Annotated in this window: 24 protein-coding genes; 16 read left to right on the top strand and 8 right to left on the bottom strand. The window is 49.9% G+C overall.

Annotated elements, in window-relative coordinates; all coding sequences use genetic code 11:
* Positions 1 to 23: 23 nt before the first annotated feature.
* Complete coding sequence (locus LFE_RS02515) at positions 24 to 326, bottom strand: hypothetical protein (RefSeq protein WP_014448704.1); 303 nt, start codon at positions 324 to 326, stop codon at positions 24 to 26.
* 352 nt (positions 327 to 678) lie between these two features.
* On the opposite strand from LFE_RS02515, the gene LFE_RS02510 reads away from it, so the two are divergent.
* On the top strand, positions 679 to 1,707 hold the full coding sequence (locus tag LFE_RS02510) for a class I SAM-dependent methyltransferase (protein WP_014448703.1): 1,029 nt from the start codon (positions 679 to 681) through the stop codon (positions 1,705 to 1,707).
* A gap of 31 nt (positions 1,708 to 1,738) precedes the next feature.
* Here the strand turns inward: LFE_RS02510 and LFE_RS02505 are convergent, their stop codons facing one another.
* Together LFE_RS02505 and LFE_RS02500 are read right to left on the bottom strand one after the other, a co-directional pair.
* Positions 1,739 to 2,668, bottom strand: coding sequence for a mechanosensitive ion channel family protein (locus LFE_RS02505; protein ID WP_014448702.1), 930 nt, complete (start codon positions 2,666 to 2,668; stop codon positions 1,739 to 1,741).
* A 129-nt stretch (positions 2,669 to 2,797) separates the two neighbouring features.
* The gene (locus LFE_RS02500) at positions 2,798 to 3,802 is read right to left on the bottom strand and encodes an alcohol dehydrogenase (RefSeq protein WP_014448701.1); all 1,005 of its coding nucleotides are present in this window, start codon (positions 3,800 to 3,802) and stop codon (positions 2,798 to 2,800) included.
* 185 nt (positions 3,803 to 3,987) lie between these two features.
* Between LFE_RS02500 and msrA the strand changes: the two genes are divergently transcribed.
* Entirely contained in the window at positions 3,988 to 4,545 is a 558-nt protein-coding gene (msrA, locus tag LFE_RS02495) for a peptide-methionine (S)-S-oxide reductase MsrA (protein WP_014448700.1), read from the top strand.
* A 54-nt stretch (positions 4,546 to 4,599) separates the two neighbouring features.
* On the opposite strand, the gene LFE_RS13425 is transcribed toward msrA, so the two are convergent.
* Positions 4,600 to 7,149 (bottom strand): diguanylate cyclase domain-containing protein, encoded by a 2,550-nt coding sequence (locus LFE_RS13425; protein WP_014448699.1) that lies wholly within the window; start codon positions 7,147 to 7,149, stop codon positions 4,600 to 4,602.
* 383 nt (positions 7,150 to 7,532) lie between these two features.
* Here LFE_RS13425 and LFE_RS02480 point away from each other — a divergent pair, with 383 nt between their 5' ends.
* Positions 7,533 to 7,877, top strand: coding sequence for a hypothetical protein (locus tag LFE_RS02480; RefSeq protein WP_014448698.1), 345 nt, complete (start codon positions 7,533 to 7,535; stop codon positions 7,875 to 7,877).
* Positions 7,878 to 8,022: 145 nt separating this feature from the next.
* Here the strand turns inward: LFE_RS02480 and LFE_RS02475 are convergent, their stop codons facing one another.
* Both LFE_RS02475 and LFE_RS02470 read right to left on the bottom strand, forming a co-directional pair.
* On the bottom strand, positions 8,023 to 8,304 hold the full coding sequence (locus tag LFE_RS02475; RefSeq protein WP_014448697.1) for an addiction module antidote protein: 282 nt from the start codon (positions 8,302 to 8,304) through the stop codon (positions 8,023 to 8,025).
* 3 nt (positions 8,305 to 8,307) lie between these two features.
* Positions 8,308 to 8,565 carry a type II toxin-antitoxin system RelE/ParE family toxin gene (locus tag LFE_RS02470; RefSeq protein ID WP_232502553.1) on the bottom strand — a complete coding sequence of 86 codons (258 nt, stop codon included), beginning with the start codon at positions 8,563 to 8,565 and terminating at the stop codon, positions 8,308 to 8,310.
* A 98-nt stretch (positions 8,566 to 8,663) separates the two neighbouring features.
* On the opposite strand from LFE_RS02470, the gene LFE_RS02465 reads away from it, so the two are divergent.
* Positions 8,664 to 8,873, top strand: coding sequence for a hypothetical protein (locus LFE_RS02465; RefSeq protein ID WP_014448695.1), 210 nt, complete (start codon positions 8,664 to 8,666; stop codon positions 8,871 to 8,873).
* A gap of 277 nt (positions 8,874 to 9,150) precedes the next feature.
* Here LFE_RS02465 and pstS read toward each other — a convergent pair whose 3' ends face one another.
* The gene (gene pstS, locus LFE_RS02460; protein ID WP_014448694.1) at positions 9,151 to 10,140 is read right to left on the bottom strand and encodes a phosphate ABC transporter substrate-binding protein PstS; all 990 of its coding nucleotides are present in this window, start codon (positions 10,138 to 10,140) and stop codon (positions 9,151 to 9,153) included.
* Between the two features lie 487 nt (positions 10,141 to 10,627).
* Between pstS and LFE_RS02455 the strand changes: the two genes are divergently transcribed.
* Positions 10,628 to 11,698, top strand: coding sequence for an RNA-guided endonuclease InsQ/TnpB family protein (locus LFE_RS02455; RefSeq protein ID WP_014448693.1), 1,071 nt, complete (start codon positions 10,628 to 10,630; stop codon positions 11,696 to 11,698).
* 172 nt (positions 11,699 to 11,870) lie between these two features.
* Here LFE_RS02455 and LFE_RS02450 read toward each other — a convergent pair whose 3' ends face one another.
* Positions 11,871 to 13,238 carry a hypothetical protein gene (locus tag LFE_RS02450; RefSeq protein WP_014448692.1) on the bottom strand — a complete coding sequence of 456 codons (1,368 nt, stop codon included), beginning with the start codon at positions 13,236 to 13,238 and terminating at the stop codon, positions 11,871 to 11,873.
* A gap of 755 nt (positions 13,239 to 13,993) precedes the next feature.
* Here LFE_RS02450 and LFE_RS13530 point away from each other — a divergent pair.
* The 11 genes from LFE_RS13530 to LFE_RS02390 all read left to right on the top strand — a co-directional run bounded on the left by LFE_RS13530 (position 13,994) and on the right by LFE_RS02390 (position 24,469).
* Positions 13,994 to 15,148 carry a molybdopterin-dependent oxidoreductase gene (locus LFE_RS13530; RefSeq protein WP_014448691.1) on the top strand — a complete coding sequence of 385 codons (1,155 nt, stop codon included), beginning with the start codon at positions 13,994 to 13,996 and terminating at the stop codon, positions 15,146 to 15,148.
* Positions 15,145 to 15,468 (top strand): P-II family nitrogen regulator, encoded by a 324-nt coding sequence (locus LFE_RS02435; protein WP_014448690.1) that lies wholly within the window; start codon positions 15,145 to 15,147, stop codon positions 15,466 to 15,468. Before LFE_RS13530 ends, LFE_RS02435 begins: the two co-directional genes overlap by 4 nt.
* Entirely contained in the window at positions 15,458 to 16,759 is a 1,302-nt protein-coding gene (locus LFE_RS02430) for a nitrate/nitrite transporter (protein WP_014448689.1), read from the top strand. The genes LFE_RS02435 and LFE_RS02430 overlap by 11 nt, the downstream gene beginning before the upstream one ends.
* Before the next feature lie 27 nt (positions 16,760 to 16,786).
* On the top strand, positions 16,787 to 19,981 hold the full coding sequence (locus LFE_RS12885) for an FAD-dependent oxidoreductase (RefSeq protein ID WP_050989468.1): 3,195 nt from the start codon (positions 16,787 to 16,789) through the stop codon (positions 19,979 to 19,981).
* A 146-nt stretch (positions 19,982 to 20,127) separates the two neighbouring features.
* Positions 20,128 to 20,493, top strand: a complete 366-nt coding sequence (locus LFE_RS02420; RefSeq protein ID WP_232502583.1) for a P-II family nitrogen regulator — start codon at positions 20,128 to 20,130, stop codon at positions 20,491 to 20,493.
* Complete coding sequence (locus LFE_RS02415) at positions 20,493 to 21,455, top strand: GTP 3',8-cyclase MoaA (RefSeq protein ID WP_050989466.1); 963 nt, start codon at positions 20,493 to 20,495, stop codon at positions 21,453 to 21,455. The genes LFE_RS02420 and LFE_RS02415 overlap by 1 nt, the downstream gene beginning before the upstream one ends.
* A 12-nt stretch (positions 21,456 to 21,467) precedes the next feature.
* Positions 21,468 to 21,779, top strand: coding sequence for a MoaD/ThiS family protein (locus tag LFE_RS02410; protein WP_014448685.1), 312 nt, complete (start codon positions 21,468 to 21,470; stop codon positions 21,777 to 21,779).
* Positions 21,780 to 22,253: a molybdenum cofactor biosynthesis protein MoaE gene (locus tag LFE_RS02405; RefSeq protein ID WP_014448684.1), complete on the top strand. Its 474-nt coding sequence runs from the start codon at positions 21,780 to 21,782 to the stop codon at positions 22,251 to 22,253.
* A complete protein-coding gene (locus tag LFE_RS02400) occupies positions 22,237 to 23,460 on the top strand; it encodes a molybdopterin molybdotransferase MoeA (RefSeq protein WP_014448683.1) in 1,224 nt (407 codons plus the stop codon). The genes LFE_RS02405 and LFE_RS02400 overlap by 17 nt, the downstream gene beginning before the upstream one ends.
* The gene (gene moaC / locus LFE_RS02395; protein ID WP_014448682.1) at positions 23,451 to 23,966 is read left to right on the top strand and encodes a cyclic pyranopterin monophosphate synthase MoaC; all 516 of its coding nucleotides are present in this window, start codon (positions 23,451 to 23,453) and stop codon (positions 23,964 to 23,966) included. Before LFE_RS02400 ends, moaC begins: the two co-directional genes overlap by 10 nt.
* Positions 23,948 to 24,469: a MogA/MoaB family molybdenum cofactor biosynthesis protein gene (locus LFE_RS02390; protein WP_014448681.1), complete on the top strand. Its 522-nt coding sequence runs from the start codon at positions 23,948 to 23,950 to the stop codon at positions 24,467 to 24,469. The genes moaC and LFE_RS02390 overlap by 19 nt, the downstream gene beginning before the upstream one ends.
* Positions 24,470 to 24,474 lie beyond the last annotated feature (5 nt).

The raw sequence follows: 24,474 nt of genomic DNA, 5'->3' as shown, positions 1-24,474 counted from the left end.
GTGAAATCCCGTGAACGTATTGGTTACTTGTGACCACCCTTTTTCGCAATTCCCTTGATAGAACCATGATTTGCTGAAACGTTTGGCAGTGGACCTGTCGTATCATGGAGCATGGCGGCCGAAACCGGAATATTGGATTTGGCAGTGGCGTGATAGGAATAAGGAGTATAATAGTTTGAACAGCAACAGGTGCACTCAGGCACATAGGCCGGGCCATACACTCCCCCACCAGCGCCGCAGCTTCCAAGAAGGGATCCCACCAAAAGGATCCCTCCCCCATAAATCCAGCGGGACACCCTTCCGTTCGAGACGTGTCTTTTATCCATCAGTGCACATCCTTGGTCATATGGTCGGCACGCCATCCAAAAGACTGGAGACGAACCGCAGATGGAATCCGGTCAGACCGTTTACGGTATTGTTTGATGCTCCCAGAAAACGGATCGAACCGATTTCATGAGAAAACAATTCCACAAAAGGACTGCGTTATCTCCAATTAAAACCAAGCACAAGCCCTTTTACCTTTTTTGATCGATCCCGTCAAGCCATTTTGGACCCATCGATCATGCGTTTCACAAGACTTTACCCGGTGGAGATTCTCCTTCAGAATAAAACGGTCATAAAAACAACCCCTTGAACAATGGGCCATACCGGCCCTTCATTATGGAGAAAAAAGACCCGATGGATCAAACAAAAGAGATCGCTGACCTGAAAGACAAAATCAAAGCGCATTCCCAGGGGACAACAACCCTGAATCTTTCTTTCATTGGAATCGTCAATGGACTTTTTGAATCCCTGGGACAGAACCCTGCAACATCCGGGGAACTTGCCATGAAAACCGGAATGGATCCCGAATATGTGGAAAGATGGTGCGATGCGGCTTACGCTTTTGGGCTCCTTGATGGCCAGGACCATCAATTCCGTCTTTCGTCCCTTGGTGAAATCATGAGGCCTTCTCACCCCCAGACATCCATGCCGCAGGTGATCCAATCCGTTCTCGGAACACATATGTCCGAAAGGATTGCCGGCCTCATGCGGACAGGAGAACGTCCTGGAGAGGTCATTCTTGGAGAGAGAGAGACCGTTCTTCCCTGGTTTGGCCCCATGCTCGAGACCACATTCGGCCCGATATTTGAAAAACAGATTTTCCCTGCCATTCCTTTCTTCAGGGAGATCGATCGCAACGATGCCCTGGCCATCGATCTTGGCTGTGGGAATGGCTGGTACCTGAGAGCCCTGGCAAAACACAGCCCCAAACTTTCCGGGCTGGGAGTGGACGGTTTCCGGGAAAACATCCGGCAAGCAAGCCTTCGTGCTGAAGAGGAAGGGTTCGGAAACCGGCTAAAGTTCACCCAAGGCGACATTTTTTCCCTCAAACTGGACCGGAAGGCGGATATGATCGCAATGAACAGGGCCCTCCATCATGTCTGGAGTGACAAGGAGAGACTGTTCCCGATGCTCCGATCATATCTCGCACCCGGTGGAGCCCTTGTCTTGTGGGAGCCCTTCTGGCCCAAACAACGCGAAGAGTTGAGATCAAACGGAAAACGTCCGCTCTCTTTCCAGAATCTTGGGGAGCATGCTCAGGGCAACAGGTTGCTTAACCCTGAGGAAATTGCCGAAGAATGCCAAAAAGTTGGTCTTAAGACAACAATTTCCCTTTTTGCAGAGGGAAATGAATCGGTTGTCGTTGCAGTGAACACTCCCTAGAAACGATCTCTCGGTCTGACATCTCCATGAATCAGGAGAGCGCTTCTCCGGTTGTCTTTTTTCCAGGCAAAAGAGCCATGACTGACCGGAGAAGCGTATCCCTGACCTCTTGCTCCACAAGCTCTCCTGCGGGAAATCTCACCTGATAACTGACCGTCGAGCTGGAAAAGTCCACAAGACGGAGCGTGATCTCCGCTGGAGAAAGGGCATATCGACCGGTCAGGCATTCAAGGATCCTTTTTTCGATGGCCTCCGTACTCACACCCGAAGGAATATCCATCCGGATGGAAATCCGCTCATCTGAAAAGCTTCTCTCAAATAACAATGCCTGAAGAAGGATACTGTTTGGCAACATGAACGTTTTTCCATCCTCCCCCCTCAGGTGGGTATAGATCATTCCCAGGGACAGAACCGTTCCCCTGTACTCCGGAGCCAGTGTTTCATGCGGATAGGTCGAAGCCAGCCTGGCGTATTGCCAGGTGACTATACCGATTGTCTCTCCGACTTTGAACGGTTGGGTAAAGGCCAGTACGAATCCCGAAAAAAAGTTTGTCAGACTGCTTTGCGCTGCAATACCGATGACAATCGAAAGGACCGTGCCTCCAAGGGCCAGATTTTCAAAGCCTTTTCCCAGAAGGCTGAGGACAATAAAAACCCCTGACGCGATAAAAAGGAAATCGATAAAATATCGGGCAGAATTGGCTTTCTCCTTCCCGATCCGCTCTGCCAGAAAAGGAACAAGATCCGAGACCAGTGTCCTGTACAGGGTAAACAGAATCAGAAGGATTCCCGAGATTTCCATCAGGTTGATAGCCTCGGGATAGCTCTTGTAATGCCTCCCGATGGCATGAACCCCCATCAAGAACAGTGGAATGGAGAGAAAAATAAAGATGAACCGGAAAGAAATGAAATGGGTTTTCTCTTTTGCTCCGTCTGCTGGAGAGTTCCCTGTTAATGGCATAAGCGGTATCCTCCTTCGTGACCTGATCCATCAAAAATGAAAAATACTCCCTGTTTCGCCCTTTCATAGAATGAGTCAAAGCGAAAGTCAAAAACCAGAATTGTATCCCGAACCCGGATAAGGAAACCCTTACAGGGTCAGAACCACCCGAAAGCGGGCCTTGTTTGAGATCATGACCTGATAGGCCTTTTCTGCCTCTTCAAGGGGATACGTCTCCACCATTGGGCGGACACCCGCCTGATGGGCAAAACGAAGCGTCTCTTCTGAATCTTTTGCATCTCCGGATGGCCAACCCGAAATCCTTTTTCGTCCCCCGATCAATTGAAGCGGCGAGACGGAAAGAGGATTGGCATCGACCCCGACAAGAACCATGTTGCCATTCGGCGACAGTCCGTCGACCAGCCGCGAGGCCAGTTCACTGTTGGGTGCTGTCACAAGAATCACTTTGGCCCCGCCCATTTTATTAAGGGCGGTCACAGCATCGCCAGAAGAAAGGTCGATATAGTCATGGGCCCCAAGAGACCGCGCCAAAGCCTCTTTCTCTTTTCCGGAAGACAGTGCCACCGTATGAAGCCCCATCTTGGAGGCAAACTGGATACCGAGATGTCCAAGCCCACCGATTCCCGAAATGGCCACGAGATCGCCAGCCACCGCTCCGGAATGGCGTAGGGCATTGAAGGTGGTCACCCCGGCACACAAAAGGGGAGCCGCCAGCTCTTTGGCCATCCCGTCCGGAACTCTCGCAAGGGCCTCTTCAGGAGATACCATGTATTCGGCATAGCCTCCATCGAAGGAAATCCCTGTCACTCTGGAATGTTCGCACAGGATAAAATCTCCCTTCCTGCAGGAATCACACTCGAAGCAGTGTCCGCCATGCCATCCGACACCAACAATATCGCCAACCTTCCAAGCCAAAACAGCTTCCCCCGTTTTTTCAATGACACCCACAACTTCATGTCCTGGAACTCTTGGATACGAAAGACCGGGAAAAAGTCCATCCCGGACAAAAACATCGCTATGACAGATGCCGCATGCCGACACCCTGATCAATACCTGTTTTTTTCCGGGAGCGGGTCGATCGGTATTCGATACGAGAAAGGGCATTCCTGGTTGACTGACCTGAACAGATCTCATCGAAGCCTCCTTTTACAATCCGGTCCAATTGATCGCAGAAGACATTGACTCCAATAAAGAAACAGTCCTCTCTCCATAATGGAGAGAGATTGGACTCCGATCAAGTGCGCGCTTAAAATCAGGTGGAGACAAGAGGGATTCATGGGCAAAGCACTTGAAGTCATGCGTTCGAAAGGGAGGACATATTGGAACATATTGTTTCTGGAGAAAAAAGCCTTGCAACATTTGGAGGCGGTTGTTTCTGGTGCCTTGATTCTGTCTTCAGGGATACGAAGGGTGTTTTATCCGTGGAATCCGGTTATATGGGCGGAACGGTCGATCATCCCACATACCATATGGTCTGCTCCGGCCGAACCGGCCATGCGGAGGTCGTCCGGCTGGAGTTCGACCCGCAGGTGATCTCCTATGAGGAGTTGCTGGAGATTTTTTTTACCATCCATGACCCGACCACACTGAACCGACAGGGACACGACATCGGAACACAATACAGATCGGTCATCTTTTCTCACGACAAGAGACAGGAACTCTCTGCAAAGACAATCATCAAGAACCTTGCTTCGGCCTATCCAAACCCCATCGTGACCGAAGTGGTTCCCCTGTCAGTCTTTTACCCGGCGGAGTCCTATCATCAGGACTATTTTTCTGACAACCCGGATCAACCTTATTGTCAGGCTGTCGTAAGGCCCAAGCTGGAAAAATTCCGGAAGGTGTTCCCTCAAAAATCCTTACAAAAAGGCGTTTGACCATAAAAACAATGGACTCCCGTCAGGAAATAATCTTATCGTGGCCAGCGATATTCAAGGAGTGATGGATCCGGCTCGGCTTTTCAAGACCCAATCGACAAACGATCCGGAAGGAATCGCCGGGCTGGAAAGATATCCCTGATAGCTCCCCACGCCAAATTCCCGAAGATAGCTCAATTCCAGCTCGCTCTCCACCCCCTCGGCGCAGACTTCAAGGCTGAGGGCACGGGCCAAAAGGGTGATCAGACGAACAATCTCTGAATCCTCTCCCATTTCTCCGATCTGCCGGACAAAGGAACGATCGATCTTGAGAACATCCACCGGAAAGCGCCTCAGGTAGCTTAAGGAAGAATATCCCGTACCAAAGTCGTCAATCGCTATCTTTATCCGATGGGCTTTTAATGCGCCCAGGAGATCGATCGATTCCTGTGCTTTGCGCATGACAACCGTCTCGGTCATTTCAATCATGACCTGTTCAGGATTTTCTCCGGAATGGGACAACATCTGAAGAAAATTGAGCAGAAAATCCGGCTCCTGGAGTTGTCGGGCAGACAGGTTGATGCTGATCCGGAGATGATCCAGTCCATAGCCCCGCCAAACCGACAGCTCGTTGAGGGCTGTCTTCACAACCCACTGTCCGATAGGAACAATCATCCCGTTTTCTTCCGCAAGGGGAATAAACTGATCCGGATGGATCGGCGTGCCATCTTCGCCGATCCATCGGATAAGCGCTTCCGCACCCGTTGTTCTCCCGGTCACCATATCGATCATTGGCTGGTAATAAAGACGGAATTCATTTCGTTCGAGCGCCTTGAACAACCTCTTTTCCATCGAATACCGGACAGTCTGCCGTTCCCTCGCCTCCGCGCTGAAGAACTGGACCTGGAAACGACCCTGCTCTTTTGACTGGGAAAGCGCCATGTCGGCATTACTGATCAATGTTTCAAAATCCTCGCCATCTTCGGGCATGATCGTTGCCCCGATACTCGCCGTCAAAAAATATTCCTGACCATCAATCGTGTATGGCATCGAAATCGACTGCAGGATTTCCGATGCCACTTTCTCGGCCGCCTTTCTGGACTGGATCCCCGAAAAGGCCAAGGCAAACTCATCCCCTCCCAGTCTCGCAACGAGATCATTTTTTCGGACCACCTTCAACAGTCTTTCGGAAACAGCTTTTAAAACACGATCTCCCATCGTATGTCCGGAGATATCGTTCGTCACCTGAAAACGATCGAGATCCATGACGAGAAGAAGCAGGCATCCATCTTGTAGCGTGATCTGGTGTGTGACAGCACGAAAAAATTTTTGGTAGAAGGATGTCCTGTCATAGAGACCGGTGAGGTTGTCCATCGACTCTCCTTCAAAAGAGTCCCCGGGATCCCTCTCGACCGCTCTCTTGTCTCCTGAGATTACGACCCGGAATGGACCGGATGCGCCGTCCGGGAGAGAAAAACGGAGCACCTCTTCCAGCTCGGAAAGGATCCCGATCTCATGACCTTGAACCCTTTCTTGCCATAGGATGTTACTGGCGATCTGATTTCCCCCACCGTCAAATACAGAAGCGCCAATACCATGACTGGAGAGAACGATCTCCTTGCCACCGGAATGATTCCGCCCCTCAAGCTTCGTATCTTGAGCCTGAAAGGCTCTTCTCTCGCGTTTGTTTTCATACATTCGGCTATCCGCTTTTCTCAAGATAGTGGCCAGATCCTTGTCTCCCCGGGGGTAAAGGCAATACCCGATGCTTGCAGATATCTCATAGTCACAACCACAAATTTTGTAGGGACTCTTGAGATGCTCCATGAACTGTCCAATCCACATCGGAATCTCTGATTTTTGAGAGAGTCCCCGGACCAGGATTCCGAATTCGTCTCCTCCGAGTCTCGCGACCAGGTCTTGCGAACGAACGGAGAGAAGAAGCCGGTCGGAGAACTCGTTCAGCAGACGATCCCCCTCCTGATGTCCATACTTGTCATTGACTTCCTTGAAGCGGTCCATATCAAGATAAAAAATCGCCCCTCTTGCCCCCTCTCCCAGTTCCCGTTCCAGTTCCGACATAAACAGGATCCTGTTGGGAAGCCCCGTCAGGGGATCATGATGGGCCATATACGAAAAGAGCTCCTCTCTTCGTCCGGAGAGACATTTCATCAACATTTGCCATGTACCGATACCGGCAAATCGCTCTCCGTCAACCACCAAAAAACCATCATCCATCGCCCTGGGGAGGGTATCCCCCTGAAATCTTTTGCCTATCTCATCAATATCACTTGAAATCTGGACGGTGACAGGAAGGGGATCCATAAACTCCGTGATGGGTTTTGGACCAAACAATTCATGGGAATAACGAAACGAAAAACGTTCAATGAGGGTGCTCCTGAAGATCAGTCCAATGGGACTCTCGTTCTTCAGGATTGCAAGCCCTGGCAGTCCTGGATCCTGCCCGAACATTCTGTAGACCTTTTCCGACGATGTCTTTTCGGAGACCCAGCTATCGGTGACGATCAGATCTTTTGCTGTATGGACAGGAAGTCTTAAACGCGGAGAAAAGGATAGGGTGTCTATGTTGGGAAGAATATCGGAAACAAGCGACTGATCGATCATGAAATCCTCCGGGATCAAACCAAAAACCCGAAACAAGCCTCCCATCATTGGGTGTAGAAAAACTAGCACCCCAAGAAAACAAAGCATCAAGAATGCGTTACAAACAGCTGACAAACATGGTCTTCTGGCTTCTCCTCAACCAGGTGAAAAAACAGTGGCTCTGATCAGCCGCCATTTTTTTGTTCTGAGACAAGCTCACGAAGACAAATATCTGACGATGAGAATCGGAAAACGGAAAAGACCAAGGCAGGAGTCCTGCGTCAAAGACTCCGGAGAAGACGGTAAGACGCGGAGTAGCAAACTCCTTCGCACAGCCTCGTCGAAAGAGGAACTTCCGAACCTCCCTCCTGCAACGTAAAGGGTTTAGATGCAAAAAAGTTCATGTGACGATTTTCTCTTCACCCACTTTTGGGCACTGGCCGTGGCATCCCACAGGGAGAAGGATTGATCGGCCTGCAGGGAAGGAAGGTCTCTCCCGGGTCACGGATATCGCGCTTGGGCCGATGCTGTTCGCGGTGATGTTTGTCGTGTCGCCCGGACTCTATCACCTGAGTTCAGACATGCTGATTATTTTGACCTCAGAAGCCTTTGGGACCAATAAGAACACCCCCCACGGCCGGGATGTTTTCTCCCTCCCGGGAGTCCTTGGATCGTATCTGGCTTATACGCTCGTTTTGGGGCAGACCATCCATTTTTCATTTGAGATTTTGCACACGGGACCTTATTGAGCCATGCGGGTTTTTGGATCGAGCCCCGGGACCCCCGGGAGAGCCGAGAGATGGGGTGTGGCGGCCAAAATGTCTTGAACTCGATGCATAGGGTTTTTTCGGGCTCCGGACGTTCCATTCCCCCCAGTTGGGGCGGAAAAGGAAGTCAGGCGTGAACGCTCAGTTTGACGCCCAGCGCGTGCATCACCTTCATGATCGTTTCGAAGCGAGGTTTGGAGCCGGGGGTCAGGGCCTTGTCAAGACTTTCTCGCCCAAGCCCCGATTTCCGCGCTATCTGAGACACCCCGCGCGCTTTGGCCACGTTGGACAGAGCCGCCAAAAGAAGATCTGGATCGTTCTCCTCAAGGGTGACGTTCAGGTATTCGGCGATGGCCTCCTCGCTGTCGAGGTAGACCGACGGATCGAAGGCCAGAATTTTTTCTTTCATGGTTTACTCCAGGGTTTTCGCCAATTCTTTGGCTCGCGAGATATCGCGGTCTTGCGTCGATTTGTCCCCACCGCAAAGCAGGAGAATCACCGTGTTCTCCTGGCAGAAGAAATACAGGCGGTATCCGGGTCCCGCATCGATCCGAATTTCCGAAGCGCCCTCTCCTACCGGCTTTACGTCACCCAAATTTCCCATCGCGATTCTGTCCAGGCGGGACAGGATCCGGACCCGTCCGGCTCGATCTTTCGAGAGAAAAGCCAATTCGCGAAGGTTTCTGTCTACTGGACGGCAATCCTGCAACAATCGTATTCAAATGGATACAATAAATCTAGCACAAATACATTAATGAGAAACAACGCATGACAAAAATCGTCAAAAACAAAAAACCGGAATGTTGGGGAATTTTGCTGATTGAGCTCGACACAGGTTGGAACGTGGTGAGCGAAAACGGGAGCTGCGAACGATATCCGGAAATCGACTTCAGTGTGATCGAGGAGACGGATCTTTTGCGGATTTCACCCCCGTCGGCGACCGAGACGACCCAACAGGAGGTTGTCGCATCGGCCTGAGTCGCACTGAGAACCTTCCAGGAAGGAGAGAGATCATGACCATATCGTCAATACGACTGACAAATCCGGGGGGAGGAGGACTCTCTCGAAAAAGATCGTGAATCCAGTCCCTCAAAAAACCTGTGCTCAGGGATGGAGTCATCGGTGCGGTCGGTGGGTTGATCGTCATTGCAATGGAGACGCAGGTGTGTTTCAGAGGTCAATAAAGACTCCCTTTACAAGCTTTGGTGCGTTCAGGAGGTCACTTTGATTTCAGTTGAAAGGGAGAAGCCCATTGTTACCCCGGGGATCGCTCCTGGTAGCTATTACCCGGCAGGAGACGATTTAGGATATGGGTTAGTCGGGACTTGATCGGACGGAATGGTATCGGCGCAAACCCCATCTTCTCCGTATACTTCGGATCCTGTCCTGTCGTCAGGACCCATTCAAGTAGCGTTTTTACATCTCTCATCGTTTCCCCCGGCAAATTCTTGTTCACCATCCAGAACTCAAAATTCGCATCCGGGTACAGGTTCTTGCCATGAAAGTGATATACAATGGAGCGATTGAAGTCTTGGGGAAAAGTCGGATCTTGTAATGCCGCTTGTCCTGCTGCCTGGATCGTTTTAATTGATCCCACCACAAATTCCCCATCCCGATTTTTTAGGGCAGCCGACTTCAGGTGATATTCAAGGATCCATCCCAGTCCCGCATATCCGATTGCTCCTGGGGTCGCCATCACTGCCGCCACTAACGAATCCGACCCGCTATAGCCCGATCCTGTTGGCCAAGAGGGCAACATATCTCGCCCAACATTTTCTTGCCAGTCTTGCGAGGTCTGATTGAGATAGTCTGTAAACACAAAAGTTGTACCAGAAGAATCAGCCCGGTGTATTACCTTAATCAGCTGATGTGGAAGTGTCACCTTGTGATTCATCACCATTATGGCTGGATCATCCCAATATTTGATTTTTCCCAGATAGATCCGCGCTATCGTTGGGCCGTCCATATTTAGCCTGATCGTCTTGTCCAATTTTGGGATATTGTAGATGATCTCCGCGTCTTCAAACGCCACGGGAATCGAGACGAGGTTGGAAAATCGGGCTCTCAGCCCTTTTGTCAGATAAGTGTCCGATGCCCCGATCATGATATTCCCATTCGCCGCATTCGTAATACCAAACCCGGAACCGGTTGATAGCACCGAGATATGTGTATTCTTATGTTGCTTCATGTACTCTTGAGACCATACTTGTTCCAGCGGAAACAGTGCCGATGATCCGGAAATCATGAGATCTGCTGCCAGGCTCTCCTGTACCCTGATACCCCCTGCCACCATAAAAAGAAGCCCAATGCATATTCCACGCTTTAATCTATCCGTCCATTTGTCATTCAGAAACATCTGAGTCCCCCATATATGCGGTCAATTTCCGCTTATAAATCACAAGTCAAGTTTTTCACCCACCATTCATATTCTCTTAGTGTGGTCCCAGAACGAATCTGTCTGAGATTGTTGGTTATGGGTTACTCTCATTCCGTTTCATCGTGTAGTCGTCCATATAATTAGCCAGTTCCGGTGACATTGGTCCTAAAAAAGAGACTGGATGAATGGCCCCTATTCCCTCAATATGCTTCTCAGTATTGACAAGGATTTCTTTTCATCATTTTTCGCGCAGGAAACCCTTCCCTGGACGGTTTATGTCAGGGAACGGGAGGAATGCGCTGCTCCTTTCTGTTGAAGGGCTGACACAGGAAATATTATTGCCTATAATGAGCTTATGAAAAAAGCATTGAAGGTCAAACTGACCCCAACCAAAGAAGAGGCCAAGTCTCTTCTGGAGACGATCGAGACGTTCAACGACGCCTGCAACTGGATTTCCAAAAAGTCCTTTGAGGCAGGAACACCGTACCAGATGAAACTCCACCATCTGGTCTATTTTGAAGCGAGGGAACAGTTTCCCGCCCTCACCTCACAGATGATCGTCCGGGCCATTGCCAAGGTTTCCGGCAGCTACAGGACGGAGAAGAAAACGCTCCACTTTTTCAAGAAACAATCGGCCATGGAGTATGACAAGCGTCTTCTGTCTTTCAAGTCCCTGTCCCATGCTTCTCTTGCGACCATCCACGGACGGATCACCGTTCCGTTGATCTTCGGCCACTACGCTCCGCTCGACCGGAACAAGATGCTCGGACAGGCGGATCTCACCCCCTCCGGCGGGAAATTCTTCCTGAATCTCGTGATCGATGTTCCGGACGGAACACCCTATGACCCCGAAGAGTTTCTCGGAGTCGATATGGGCATTGTGAATCTCTCCACCGACTCCGATGGAGAATCGTTCTCCGGAGAAGGAGTGGATCATGTCCGGGAAAAGATCCACACCCTGAAAAAAGCGCTTCAGGAGAAAGGAACGAAGAATGCCAAACGCCACCTGAAAAAAGTGTCTGGCAAAGAAGCGCGATTCAAGAAAGACACGAATCACTGTCTTTCGAAAAAGATCGTTTCCAAGGCAAAAGGCACCGGACGAGGTATCGCCCTTGAGGATCTCAAGGGATTCAACGGCCGGACAATGGTTGGAAAGAGCCAAAAGGAACGATTCGGAAAATGGGCGTTTGACCAGTTGAGACGCTTTATCACCTACAAGGCTGTTCTGGAAGGCGTTCCCGTGGTGGTCGTCGATCCACGAAACACCTCCCGCACATGCTCTGTTTGTGGACATTGCGAAAAAGACAACCGAAAGTCTCAAGAACATTTCTCCTGTTTGATCTGTAAACACACCGAACATGCGGACATCAATGCCGCACGGAACATTCGCTTCAAGGCCGCAATCAATCGGCCTATCGCAGTCTGAATCGAACGCTTGAACTGCAAACCCCCACGACAGCTTCGGCTTAGTGGCGGGTAGTTGATAAATCTTTTAGGACTTAACGGAACAGACCTCTCCTACAGATATAGCAAGCTTAAGTGCCAATTGTCCAAATTTTCCTTCGTAACACATGAGGCGTTCCTAGGAATGTCCCATCTTAGAAAAAGTAGAACCAGGACATCATTGCCCGCTGATCTGCTGCCGTTATCCCGGTGGTGTAGAGTGTATTGTAACTTCCAACTTCAAGAGACACGCGGACCGCCGGAGTGAGATCATGGGAGAGGTTTACAAAGGTGTAAGTGTTTCGTGACCAAGGAGCGAGGTATTTGTAAAGTCCATTGCTTGAAACTCCTCCTCCGAGGGTTTTCGGGCCGATGGAATTTGCGAGAGACTGTATGTTCGTTCCGATGTCGCCGGCAAAACCAACGGAAATCCATGTTTTGGCCTGATCAGGAAAGTAATACTGAAGATTCAGGTAAAAGGTTTCAAGATCCAGCGGAACGAACTCATCTCCCTGGAGGATGCCATTGCCGGCGGGGATCAGTCCCCCACTGGGAATCCCGGAAGCTCCCGCTGTTCCGGCATAAGATCCCAAGCCGAAGGTAAGATTGGGAAAGAGCCAGGCATCGCCTTGCCCATAAGTGAATTCTGCTGCCAGGGTCAGGGTATTTCCAGGATTGTCGTTCTGGATAGGAATAATGGGGAGAAGTAAATCCAAAGCATAGGCTGATGTGGATTTATTGAACGTTTGTGTACCTGCTCCGGCTGATGGAATAAAAGAACCATTATAGTTTGTTTGGACATCTGAGAACCCGATCGAAAGTGGGGAAGGTCCCTTTGCGCTGTTACCCAGCGTATCTTCTCCCATCCAGTTTGTATTGACCCATTTGATCCCTTCCACAAAAGCCGGGAAGGCGAAACTCTCGGAGGGAGGCATCATGGCGGACACTGCTATTTCTGCCTTGTTTCCGTGAGAAAAGTGGAAGATCCGATAATAGCGGATTTGTGGGAACCATGCCGTGGGGGAGCCGGGACCCGAAACGATCTGCAAAGAGTTGTACATATAATAAGGTCTCCAGCCGAATAGGGACCAATATTGCCCAATAAGCAGATTCCCCCAATTCTGGCTGCTGATATCCATAAAAGCAAGTCGGATCCGTGGAACGGGAAATTGGAACATGCCGGGTCCGGAATTCGTTCCACACGGGAAGGATCCTCCATATTGGCATTCACCGGGAGTATTGAGAAAGTCCATCTCGAGAAGGCTTCGAACCTTATACCCATTATAGTTTGGAGAAGAAATGGCAAAACCAAGTCGGGAGTTATTGGCATCGAACCCGAATGAGGGGTGATCCACTGTCTGACCGAGACTGGGATTGGTTGTCGGAGGAATCGCGTTGGTTTCCACTGTCTGGGAATTCGCGGCCCCTGAGTTGAACGGCCAATTGTTGAATGAATTCGTAGAGTCATAGATGGTATCGAGTTCGATGAACCCATAGACCATGATGAGCCATTTACTCACCATTTGGGCATACCCCGGGGGAGGTGCATCAGGGATAAGATTCAGAAAAGACCGGTGTACTTCTGATTTGAACGGAGTATCGTCTTGATTGTTGGAGCTTGAAGATCCCTGCTTCGGGCCTGTTGATGCTGAGGAGGATTGATCAGGTGTAGTTAGCGAAGAGCTCCATGCATTTGCCGTCCACGAAATTTCTCTGAAACATAGGACAAATATGATAAGGAGCAACGAAGAGCGGATCCCCAGTATTGTCATGTTCTCTCCATTGTCAAGATCAATCATGACTGCCGCTTTACAGCTCGGTATGTCGTAAGAGCCAGTGCCCTTCGCAGCTCTTAGCAAATTGTGTGCCGTGTAAAAAATGGCTGTAAATATGAAGAGTCTGTTTTGGAGTTGATTCATCGCTCCCGCCACAAACACATGATCTTTCGGTGGGGGGCATACAGCCTTCACCCCCCATGTTTGAATGGAGAGGGAGATCTTTTGCAAAAATGGCCCTTTTCCTTTTTTAAAGGGATGTTATGAGATGGATTTGTTTCTGGATGATGGAATCTTATTTCTCACGTTGATGGACAAAATTGTTATCTCTTGAACGATTAGTGATGACAATTTTGTTCATAATATTGCTGGAAAAATCGAAAAGATGAACCTTCATGCCATCATATATTCGTGGCATATTTCTTGCTTAACGATAGTTAATCATGTAGATGGGTTGTATCATTATGATGGATCAGGCAGATCAATGACGTGGAGGTCATCTATTGAAGAAACGTGAAGGGATCATTCCTCCAAAATTTGCTGACAAATTTTTCAGAATTGATTTTGAATCAGAGCCTTTACCTGTTCTTTGTCTCTATCCCATTCCGCCTGGAATCATCCTTGATGACGTCCGGCTGGAAGTGTGCGGATTAGAGGAGCACCCTCGCCTGATCCCTTGGTCTTCTCTTTCATCTCTTCCCCGGATAAAGCAGGATATTCCCATTATTTGCCAGCTCTTTAACTGGTATGAAAATGTTCAGTGGGAAGGCATCCGTCTTGTGGATTTGATCGATCATCTTCGAGTGGATGCACCCATTGATGGATATTTTGCCTTTTACTCAAGAGATGGCGTTTATTTCGAAACCTTGTCCAGAGATGAGGCGAGAGACCCGAGGGTACTACTCGCTTTCGGTCTGAATGGTGAACCTCTTCCCGAGCAGCATGGTGGTCCTCTCCGGCTGGTTGTCCCGTTTCTTCAGGGATACAAGAGCGTTAAGTGGCTCGGAGGAATACGGGTTTTTCGGAATGATCCAGTCGGAATCAAACGCCTCCTGGGACAAAGTCCCAGTGGGCAGCTAAACGATGCTTGGGTAAAGCGCCTTGGTGTTGTCGTACCTTCCGGAAAAGCCGGTGATCCACCACCTTTGGGGGCTCCCGCATCTGCAAGTGGTATTTTATCTCCGCCCAAAAAAGAGGATTTTCCAACCCATTCACTTTCTGCCCCGAGAATTGATGCACGGTTGTTGTCTGGCGAACCGTCCGGGGAGGAAGGGGTGGAAGTGGAATGGGGATCAGAGAAAGACGTCCTGTGCGAGATCATGGTCATTGTGCGCCCGGAACGTCGACAGGCAACCCAGAAAGCGCTGGAGGAGGGAGGATTTCTTTCTTACTCCACCTATGGAGTATTGGGGAGAGGTCGTCAGAAAGGGCTCAAGTTCAAAGGAGAGGAGACCTCAGAAGCGGCCATACGGTTTCTGCCACGGCAGATGTTTATGTTTGTAGTGAAGGAGTCATCCGTGAACGAAGCGGTTGAAATCATTAAAAAAGCTAACCAAAGCGGTAAAAAAGGCCAATTTGGGGATGGAAAAATTTTTGTGCTTAAAATGGAGACTGCCATTCGGATCAGCACCGGAGAAACAGGGGAGGATGCCATTTGAAGCTCATACGGGCCATCGTTCGCTCCGAAAAAGAGCCTCAGGTTCTAAAAAGTCTGGAATCCGGCGGATTCTATGCGATGACTAAATTTCCTGTTGTAGGTCGCGGACAGCAGCAGGGAATTCAGGTGGGAGATGTGAGTTACGACACTCTGTCGAAACTTGAATTTCTTGTGGTGGTTTCGGATACAGATTTGGCAGCGGTTGTTCAGTGTATCGAGGAAGCAGCTTATACGGGGCACCCCGGGGACGGAAAGATCTTTATCCAGGAGGTTCTGTCATCTCATACCATCCGAACAGGAGCCGAGGAACATGGAGAATAGTCGCAAAGGGCAACCCATCATCAGTTCTTTAAAAAGCGGTCATCCAAAAACTCTTTTGTCCGCTTTTCTCTATTTTGATGTGAGTTTTATGGTGTGGATGCTGATTGGAGCGCTGAGTGTTCTTATCGCCAAAGATCTGCATCTGTCAGCTTTTCAGAAAGGGTTTCTTGTTTCAGTTCCACTGCTGGGAGGGGCTTTCTTCCGGATTATCCTGGGACTTCTGTCAGACCGGTTCGGTCCCAAAAAAGTAGGAATGACAAGTCTTTTGGTGACGATCCTTCCCCTCGGATGGGCATGGCTTGGAGGGAAAAGCTTCTACGAGCTTTTGGTGGTCGCGTTGTTTCTGGGAATTGCCGGGGCCAGTTTTGCTGTGGCGCTTCCGTTGGCAAGCCGGTGGTACCCGCGTGAGAATCAGGGTATCGCGATGGGTATTGCCGGGGCGGGGAACAGTGGAACCCTTATTGCGGTGTTCCTGGCACCAACCCTCGCCGTTACCTATCATCTGGGTTGGCATAGAGTTTTTGGGTTGGCTATCATTCCTGTTCTTGTGGTCTGGGTCCTCTTTACCTGGCTTGCAAAGGAGCCTCCAGTGACTGCGGCTCCTACGGGAATTCGTCCGTATCTTGAGCTTTTAAAAGTCAGGGATCTTTGGTGGTTCTGCCTGTTTTACGGGACAACTTTTGGAGGGTTTGTCGGTCTCACAAGTTATCTGAACATCCTTTATCACGACCGTTATGGCCTTAGCGCCATTGCAGCAGGAAATCTCACGGGATTGGCCGTTTTATCCGGAAGCTTCTTTCGTCCAGTTGGCGGGGTCCTTGGAGACCGTTTTGGAGGATTGCGCGTTCTCACTGTCATCTATTTGCTTGTAGCCCTGTCGTTTATGTTGTTCGGAGTATTTCTTCCGGTCGTTCCAGTCGCCATTCTCCTATTGACAATAGGTATTCTGGCCCTTGGAATCGGGAATGGCGCGGTGTTTCAGCTGGTGCCCCAGCGCTTTTCTTCCCAGATTGGTGTTGTTTCGGGAATTGTCGGAGCAGCTGGTGGTTTGGGCGGATTTTTCCTGCCCAGTCTCTTCGGAGTCCTGCGCGAGTACTGGAATCTTACGGGTGCAGGTTTTGTGGTCTTTTCTTTTATAGCGTTTTTCTGCGGGACAGTGGTTTTTCTTAAACGAAAAAACTGGGAGCACGAATGGCTACCGGTTCCAGAGATTTCTCCCGAGAGGGATCGCGGGTTGCCGCTTCTCCCCCCGGCTGTTCGTGTTCCGATGGAAGTTGTCTTCGGAGGTTGAGCATATATTTTGAAAGGAAAAAGTCCCATGAAGATTGTCATTATTGGTAATGGAATGGCGACAGATGCCTTTCTTGAATCGTGGGGAGAACTTCCTTCTTCTGTTAAAACCCAGTGGGAAATAACAGTTTTTGGTGATGAGACTCTTACCTCGGCTTACAACCGGATTTTTCTGGTAGACCTCCTGACCGGACGAAAGACGACAGAGAAGATTCTGCTCAAAGCGAGTGACTGGTATTCTCTTAACGGAATAACCCTGAAGACAGGGGTGCGGATCGATCGTATTGATTCGATGGCAAAAACTATCTGGGACGAGAATGGAAATTCAACTCCGTATGATATTGCCGTGATCGCGGTTGGCGCTCGTCCCTTTATACCACCTGTTCCGGGAGTTTTACTCAAAGGTGTCCATGTGCTCAGGACAATAGAAGACGTCAGGGAGGTTTCGGAAAGAGCTCGTAAAAGCCGGAAGGCCGTTGTTGTTGGCGGTGGACTTCTTGGCCTTGAGAGCGCCCGGGGGCTTTCAGACATGGGTGTTGCTGCGACAGTTCTTCATCTGAGGGGATGGGTGATGGACCAGCAACTTGATCAGATGGGCGGTCACCTGCTCAAAAAAGAAATCGAGCGCATGGGGATACAGATCCGTGTCAACACCGTTCTCTCTCAAATTCATGGAATTGGGGGTAACGTTAGCGCGGTGGAGCTCAGCACAGGTGAGCATCTTCCCGCTGACCTTGTTCTGATTTCTGCCGGAATTCTTCCAGACACACGCCTTGCGATTTCGTCCGGGATTGATGTTAACAAGGGTGTCCTGGTCAAAGACGATCTTATGACCAGCGCGTTAGATGTGTATGCCCTGGGAGATGTGATTGAACATCGGGGGCATTGTTACGGACTCGTGATACCGCTCAGGGAACAGGCAAAGATTCTTGTTCACAATCTGACACATGGCTCGGAAGCGCCCCTTTCTTACGTCGGGACGGAATGCTCGACAGCGCTCAAGGTTTCAGGGGTGTCAGTGATCTCGGCGGGCAAAATTCTTGGTGGTAGCGGAACAGAAGAACTGGTTGCACTGGATTCCCATCGTGGAAGTTACCGAAAACTGATTTTTAGGGGAGATCGTCTGGAAGGGGCGATCTTTGTGGGAGATCCTGCAGGAAGTCCCCGGGTGTTGGGCCTTATCAACTCGGCTGGTTCGGCCTTGGCTCTCAGGGAAGATTTTTTTGGGAAATCCGTTTCATCTGCCTTGATTGAAGGAGACGATAAAGAGACGGTGTGCGTTTGCCACAATGTGACGCGAGGAACGATCCTTGCAGCGGTCAGGACGAAGGGCCTTAAATCCCGGGACGAAGTTGCAAAACATACGAAAGCCAGCACCGGATGCGGAAGTTGTTCACAAGCCGTGACAGACCTGATTGCCCGAAGTGAGATTGGACAGAAATCCGTAAAAGCTTCACCAGCCACCGCCGTTTCTATCGATAATCCTCCGATCAGGACACTCCTGTCGGAATACCCGCCGACCTACCCCAAGATGCTCGAGATTGAAAGAATCAAGAAAGAAGGTCTCGGACTCGATTTTGATGAAATCTTCAAAAAAGACATTGCGGCTCTCTCGGAAGACGATTTTTATCGTCTGAAGACTTATGGCATCTGCAGTCAGAAGCATCCGGGATTTTTCATGGTCCGGATTCGAATTCCGGGAGGTCGCCTCTCCTACGATCAAGGTGTGGAACTTGCCCGGCTATCGAAGAAATACGCTCGTGGAAGAGTCCATATCTCGACACGTCAGAATCTGGAACTGCATTGGATCCGGTTGCATGACATGCAGTATATATGGGAAGGACTGGATTCAGTTGGGCTGTCGACCCGGTCGAGTTGTGGTCACACCATGCGGAATGTAATGGCCTGTCCTCATGGTTCGGTCAGTCCGGATGCGCTCATGGATGTTGGTCCTATCGCTCGGTCCATCAGTGATTACTTTGTTCAGCGTTCGGACATGATTAATCCTGGTCTTCCGAATCGGCTGAATATTCTTTTTTCAGCCTGTCCTCTCTGCGATCCGGATGTGTGGATCAATGATATTGGATTTCGGGTCGTTCCGGCCCCGGCGGAGCAAAATCAAGCGGAGTCTTTTGGATTTGAGCTATGGGCCGGAGGAAGTCTGGGCGCACACCCGGTTCTTGGGTTCAGGCTCAAGGAATTTATTCCTCTTCGCGAAGCACTCCCTGCCTGTCAGGCTATTTTTGAAATATATACAAAACACGGAAACAGGAACAAGGCTAAATCCCGTCTCAAGTGGTTGGTTGAGCAGTGGGGGAAGGAGAAATTCTCAACTATATTTGATCAGGTTTTCCAGGGAAAGAAGTCTTTGCCCGAGAATAAGGAATTCCGTTTTGCGGAAGAAAAACAGTCTCCCCGTCCGTTTCCGTTTTCCTTGTATCCCTCTCGTATCCTTGAAGGGTGTCTTCCACAAAAGCAACGGGGAAAGGTCCTCATTCCGGTGGATGTGCCTCTTGGAGAGCTTGCCTCCTACCAGTTGAAGGCCCTGTCAAAGATCACTCGCCGGTATGGAGATGACGGCATCCTTCAGTTGACGAAGGAGCAGAATATTGAGATCCAGGGTATTACTGAAAGGCATGGACCATCCGCTATCCATGAAATCAGGGGTCTCGGGCTGTCCCCATTTTCTGTTGGCACGAACCCGAATATTGTGGCATGTCCCGGAACGGAGTTCTGTGTTTTGGCAGTGACAGATGCCCAGGGGGTGGCGCGCTCCCTGCTGCATGATTTTAAATCTCCCAATCCGAAGGTCATGGAGCTGATGGATCAAGTAACGGTTGCCATTTCCGGATGTCCAAACAGCTGTTCCAAACATCAGGTAGCGGATATCGGGCTTTCTGGTGCCATGACCGTGGTTGGTGATGACAGGCGCTATGCCTATTCCGTCTACCTTGGCGGGCGGATGGGGAAGGAAGTTCGACTTGGCGAAGTGGTGCTTAAGGGGTTGACTGAAGAGATGGTTCTTCCGGTATTCGAAACACTCCTCGAATGCATCGATAACCGTCGAATTGGAGTGGAGACCTTCCAGAATATTGTCGATCGGGTGGGGGTGAAAATGCTTGGAAAAGAGGTAGAAACGCTCCTTGAGTCCAGCCGTCCGCATATTTGGGAGAAAATCCGGATGGAGTGCCAGGATGATATCCATGAGGAAATCTTGAAATGACTGTACGTTGTCCTATTTTACGATGTGCTCCGCGGTAGGACTGCTTTTTCTATAACTAGCCGTTCATCTTGCAGCTTCAGATGAGGACTGTGGATGCCAGCTGATTTGACCGGATGCCATTATCCTCGAAGGAGGCCTTTGTGAAAATGATCCAGGCAATTGTTAGGCCGGAAAAAGCAAATGATGTTGTTCTTTCCCTTGAAAAAACAGGCATTCTTGCTTTGACTCGAATGGATGTGATGGGACATGGACGGCAAAGGGGGATTCATGTTGGAACCATCCATTACGCAGAAATTGCGAAGGTCTTTTTCATGATTGTAGTTGAAAATCACGATATGGATCGTGCTGTCAATGCGATCCGGATTGCGGCCTGTACTGGTAACCCAGGGGATGGAAAGATCTTTGTTTCTTCCCTTCTTGAATCCCGGACAATCCGTGAGAGTGGAAAATCGGTCGCTTCACAGAAAATAACTGATCATGAATCAACTCCACTTTCCGGAAAGGGTGTTTAATGATGATCACTTTTCCCATCCGTCCTCTTTACCTCCGTCTTTCTGTGACAGATCGCTGTAACTTGAGATGCCTTTACTGCAGGCCTGATAAGACAGAAGACAGTGCGATGCACCCGTCTCATCTATCAGATGAACATCTGTTGGCCCTTGTGGAGATGGTGGACACCGCTGTACCAATTTACAAATTGCGTTTGACGGGAGGTGACCCGCTAGTTCGTCCCGCCCTCCATGAATTTGTTGGAAAGGTCCGAAAGCTTCTTCCAAAGGCAGAAATTGCTTTAACCACAAACGGGCTTCTGCTTTCCCGCCAGGTAAAGGCACTGAAAGAGTCCGGTCTTGATACGATGAATATAAGCTTAGATACGACAGAATTCGGTGTATTCGAAGAAATTGCCAGGGTCAATGCGTTTGACGATGTTTTGGAAGGTATTCTGGCCGCAAAAAAGTCGGGGTTTAGGAGTCTCAAGCTCAATACGGTTCTTTTGCGTCATTTTAACGGGCAATCCTTGCATGAGCTTGTCGATTTTGCGACTGACATGAGATGTGAATTGCGCTTTATCGAATTAATGCCGATCGGAGTGGCTTCTGAATACTTCAAATCCGAGTTTCTGTCAGCTGACGAAGCACTGGCATTTCTTCGCCCCTATTTTGGCGATCCGATTCCTCTTGGCTTGAAGGGAACGGCGTCGCGTTATCTCTTCCAATTTCGTGGGAAGAAAACTGTTGTTGGATTCATTACAACCATCTCGGAACCGTTCTGTGGAGAATGTGACCGGTTGCGCATCGATTCAAGAGGATGGTTGTTTCCGTGTTTGCACGATTATGACGGATTAGATCTTCTCTCATTATGGCGGACAGGTGAAAGAGAACAGGCTGTCCGGTTAATCCGGGCAGCTCACACAGAGAAAAAAACGCCCATTCGGGAATGGACATCTCAGCAGATGGTCCGGATCGGGGGATAGGAGGCATGATCCATGCCAGATAGGGGTGGTAATCGTTTTCCAAGCATATTGAACCGTTCCGAAGAAAGCGCGTCAGTGGCCCCTCGCACCTTTTTCATGGTTTATTTTGGTCCCATTAGAGAGAAAGCCGGGAGGCTGGAGGAAGAGATTTTGACAAATGCCAGAACACCTGAATCTCTCTATGAGGAGATAAGGAAAAAATATGATCTTGAGTACCCCTTTTCTCTTCTTCGGGTCGCAGTGAACGGGACTTTCACAAACCCGGATGACTCCCTTGTACACGGAGACACTGTTGTTTTCCTTCCTCCATTTGGAGGGGGATGAATGTTTCAGTTCATGAGAACGGCTATTTCTGATGGGGTTCTACGTTCTTCTCTCTATCATCCGGGAGCTGGAGGAGTGGTCATTTTTGAAGGCCGCGTCCGGAACCAGCACCGGGGGCGATCGGTACTGTTCCTTGAGTATGAGGCCTATGAGGCACTTGCAGAGAGAGAAGGGTTGGCGATCCTTGCGGAAGTGAGGGAAAAGTATGACATTCTGGAGGTTCTTTGTGCTCATAGGACCGGAAAGGTTGAGCTTGGGGAGATGGCGGTTTGGATTGGTGTCGCGGCCGTTCATCGGGCTCCAGCTTTTGAGGCTTGTTCTTTCGTGATCGATGCGATAAAACAGCGTCTTCCGATATGGAAAAAGGAATTCTACGGTGATGGAATGGCTGTGTGGGTGAACTGCAAGGACGAAACATTTCCTTCCGCTACAGAGAAGAAAATAGGAATGGCCTGCCATGATCACTCCCGATGAGGCACTCAGCACCGTTTTGAGAAATGTTGCCCAGTTGTCCCCCGTATGCTTGTCCCTTGCAGATGCGCTTGGGTGTCGCCTCTCGGAGGATATTCAGGCTCCCTGTGATTTTCCTTCTTTTGACCGATCGATGATGGACGGGTTTGCCGTGTGTTTGGGATCGGTGTCAGGACGATACCGACGAATGGGTATTTTGAAGGCAGGAGAAAGTTGGCCGATCCCACTTCATGCGGGTGAGTGCGTGGAAATTATGACTGGGGCTCCCTGCCCATTAGGAACGGATCTCGTTTTTCCTTATGAGGATGTTGAATCAGATGGGGCGTGGATGACTTCCACTCAGAATCATGAGTTGGGTCAATACATGTCAAAACGCGGGAGCGAGTGCAGAAATGGCGAGACCGTTCTCAAGAAAGGAACGATCGTGACTCCGCTGGTTATTGCTGTACTGGCTTCGTTTGGCCAAAAAACGGTACCTGTCATCCCTCCTCCGCAAGTTGCGATTATCGTAACAGGACGAGAGATCGTCCGTGAAGGGAGATTTCTTGAAGAAGCACAAATTCATGATGCCAATGGCCCAATGCTGATGGCAATGGCTTGTATGCTCGGAGTTACAAAGATAGGATCACAGAGTGCCGACGATGATCTTTTTTCACTGACACAGGCACTCGAGCAGGCCTCAGAAGCAGAGGTAGTGCTGATCACTGGGGGTGTTTCAGAGGGACTTTTTGATCTTGTTCCGGAGGCACTTCAAAAAACTGGGGCAGAGATCCTTTTTCATAAGGTTTCACAAAAACCCGGAAAACCATTCCTCTTTGCCCGAAAGGGAGGCCGGCTTTATTTTGCTCTTCCTGGAAACCCCTTGTCTGCTCACCTGTGTTTCCATCGCTATGTAACTCCGGTCATTCGTATGATGCAGGGGAATATCCTTCCGTCATTTCGTGATCGGGGTATCGCCAGGATTACCCCCAACCAGAGTGGGCGAACCCGCTTTGAGCTTGCCCGGGTCCAGGGTGATCGGGGGACAGACCAGCCATTTCGCTTAACTGTTTATGAGGGCCGTCATTCTTCTGATCTCTTTTCGGTGCACAAGGCGAACAGTATCGTGTGCGTTCCCCCTTCCAAAGAAGGCGATACAGCAAGTTTTAAAGAGAAAGATTGGGAATTTGAATGGCTCGAGAGTGCACGAATGGAGGATATGTGGAGTTAGCGGAAGATCCGGGCTCCCGAGCCCGGATGGTGGATGTGGGAGCAAAAGAAGTTACAGAGAGGATTGCGATTGCTTCTGGAAGGATACGTCTTGCCAGGGAAGTGATCGAATGTATCCGGGCGAACAAGGTCCCGAAAGGAAATGTTTTTGAAGTCGCCCGGGTTGCAGGCATCATGGCAGCCAAGCGAACCGACGAGATTCTCCCTCTTTGCCATCCGTTGCCGCTTGAGTCAGTGGAGGTTCATCTGGAGATTCTTCAGGATGTTGTTATGGTCCGGGTTCAAGTTCGTACGCATGCCAAAACCGGAGTCGAGATGGAAGCACTCACAGCTGTTGCCGCCGCTTGTCTGACGGTATATGACCTGTGTAAACCTCTGGCGAAAGGTCAGTCAGCAGTCATCGAATGCATTCAGCTTGAAATGAAATCGGGTGGCAGAAGAGGTACCTTTATCCGGAAGAACGAATTAGAGAAAGAGGGTGAAGGATCATGCGCATTGCCGTCCTGACTCTAAGTGACAGAAGCTATGCCGGTATTCGCTCCGACCAATCCGGGCCAATGGCGGTCAAAATGTTGGAAGAGGCATTTGCCGGAAGCTCGATTGAGGTGGCCATCCTTCCCGATGACCGTACTGCCATCAGGGAAAAGTTGCTGGAATCAAGTGCCAATGGGTACAGTGACCTGATCGTAACGACTGGTGGAACGGGGCTTGCTCCTCGCGATGTGACGCCAGAGGCAACCCGGGATGTCCTTGAACGGGAGATCCCCGGAATGTCCGAGGCGGCAAGGGCTGCCGGTCTACTAAAAACTCCGCATGCAATGCTCTCGCGCGGTGTTTGTGGAACACGGGGAAAAACATTGATCATCAATTTACCAGGGAGCCCAAAGGCCGTTGCTGATCATTTAAGCCTCCTGATTCCGGTTATCCGGCATGCACTTGATCTCTTATCAGGATACACAGAAGTATGTGACGCGTCTCCCATGGTGCAGTCAATTCCAATTGAAGAATGAGTCTG

The organism is Leptospirillum ferrooxidans C2-3 (genome assembly GCF_000284315.1).
Lineage (GTDB): Bacteria > Nitrospirota > Leptospirillia > Leptospirillales > Leptospirillaceae > Leptospirillum > Leptospirillum ferrooxidans.
This window is presented reverse-complemented; position numbering and strand designations above follow the sequence as displayed.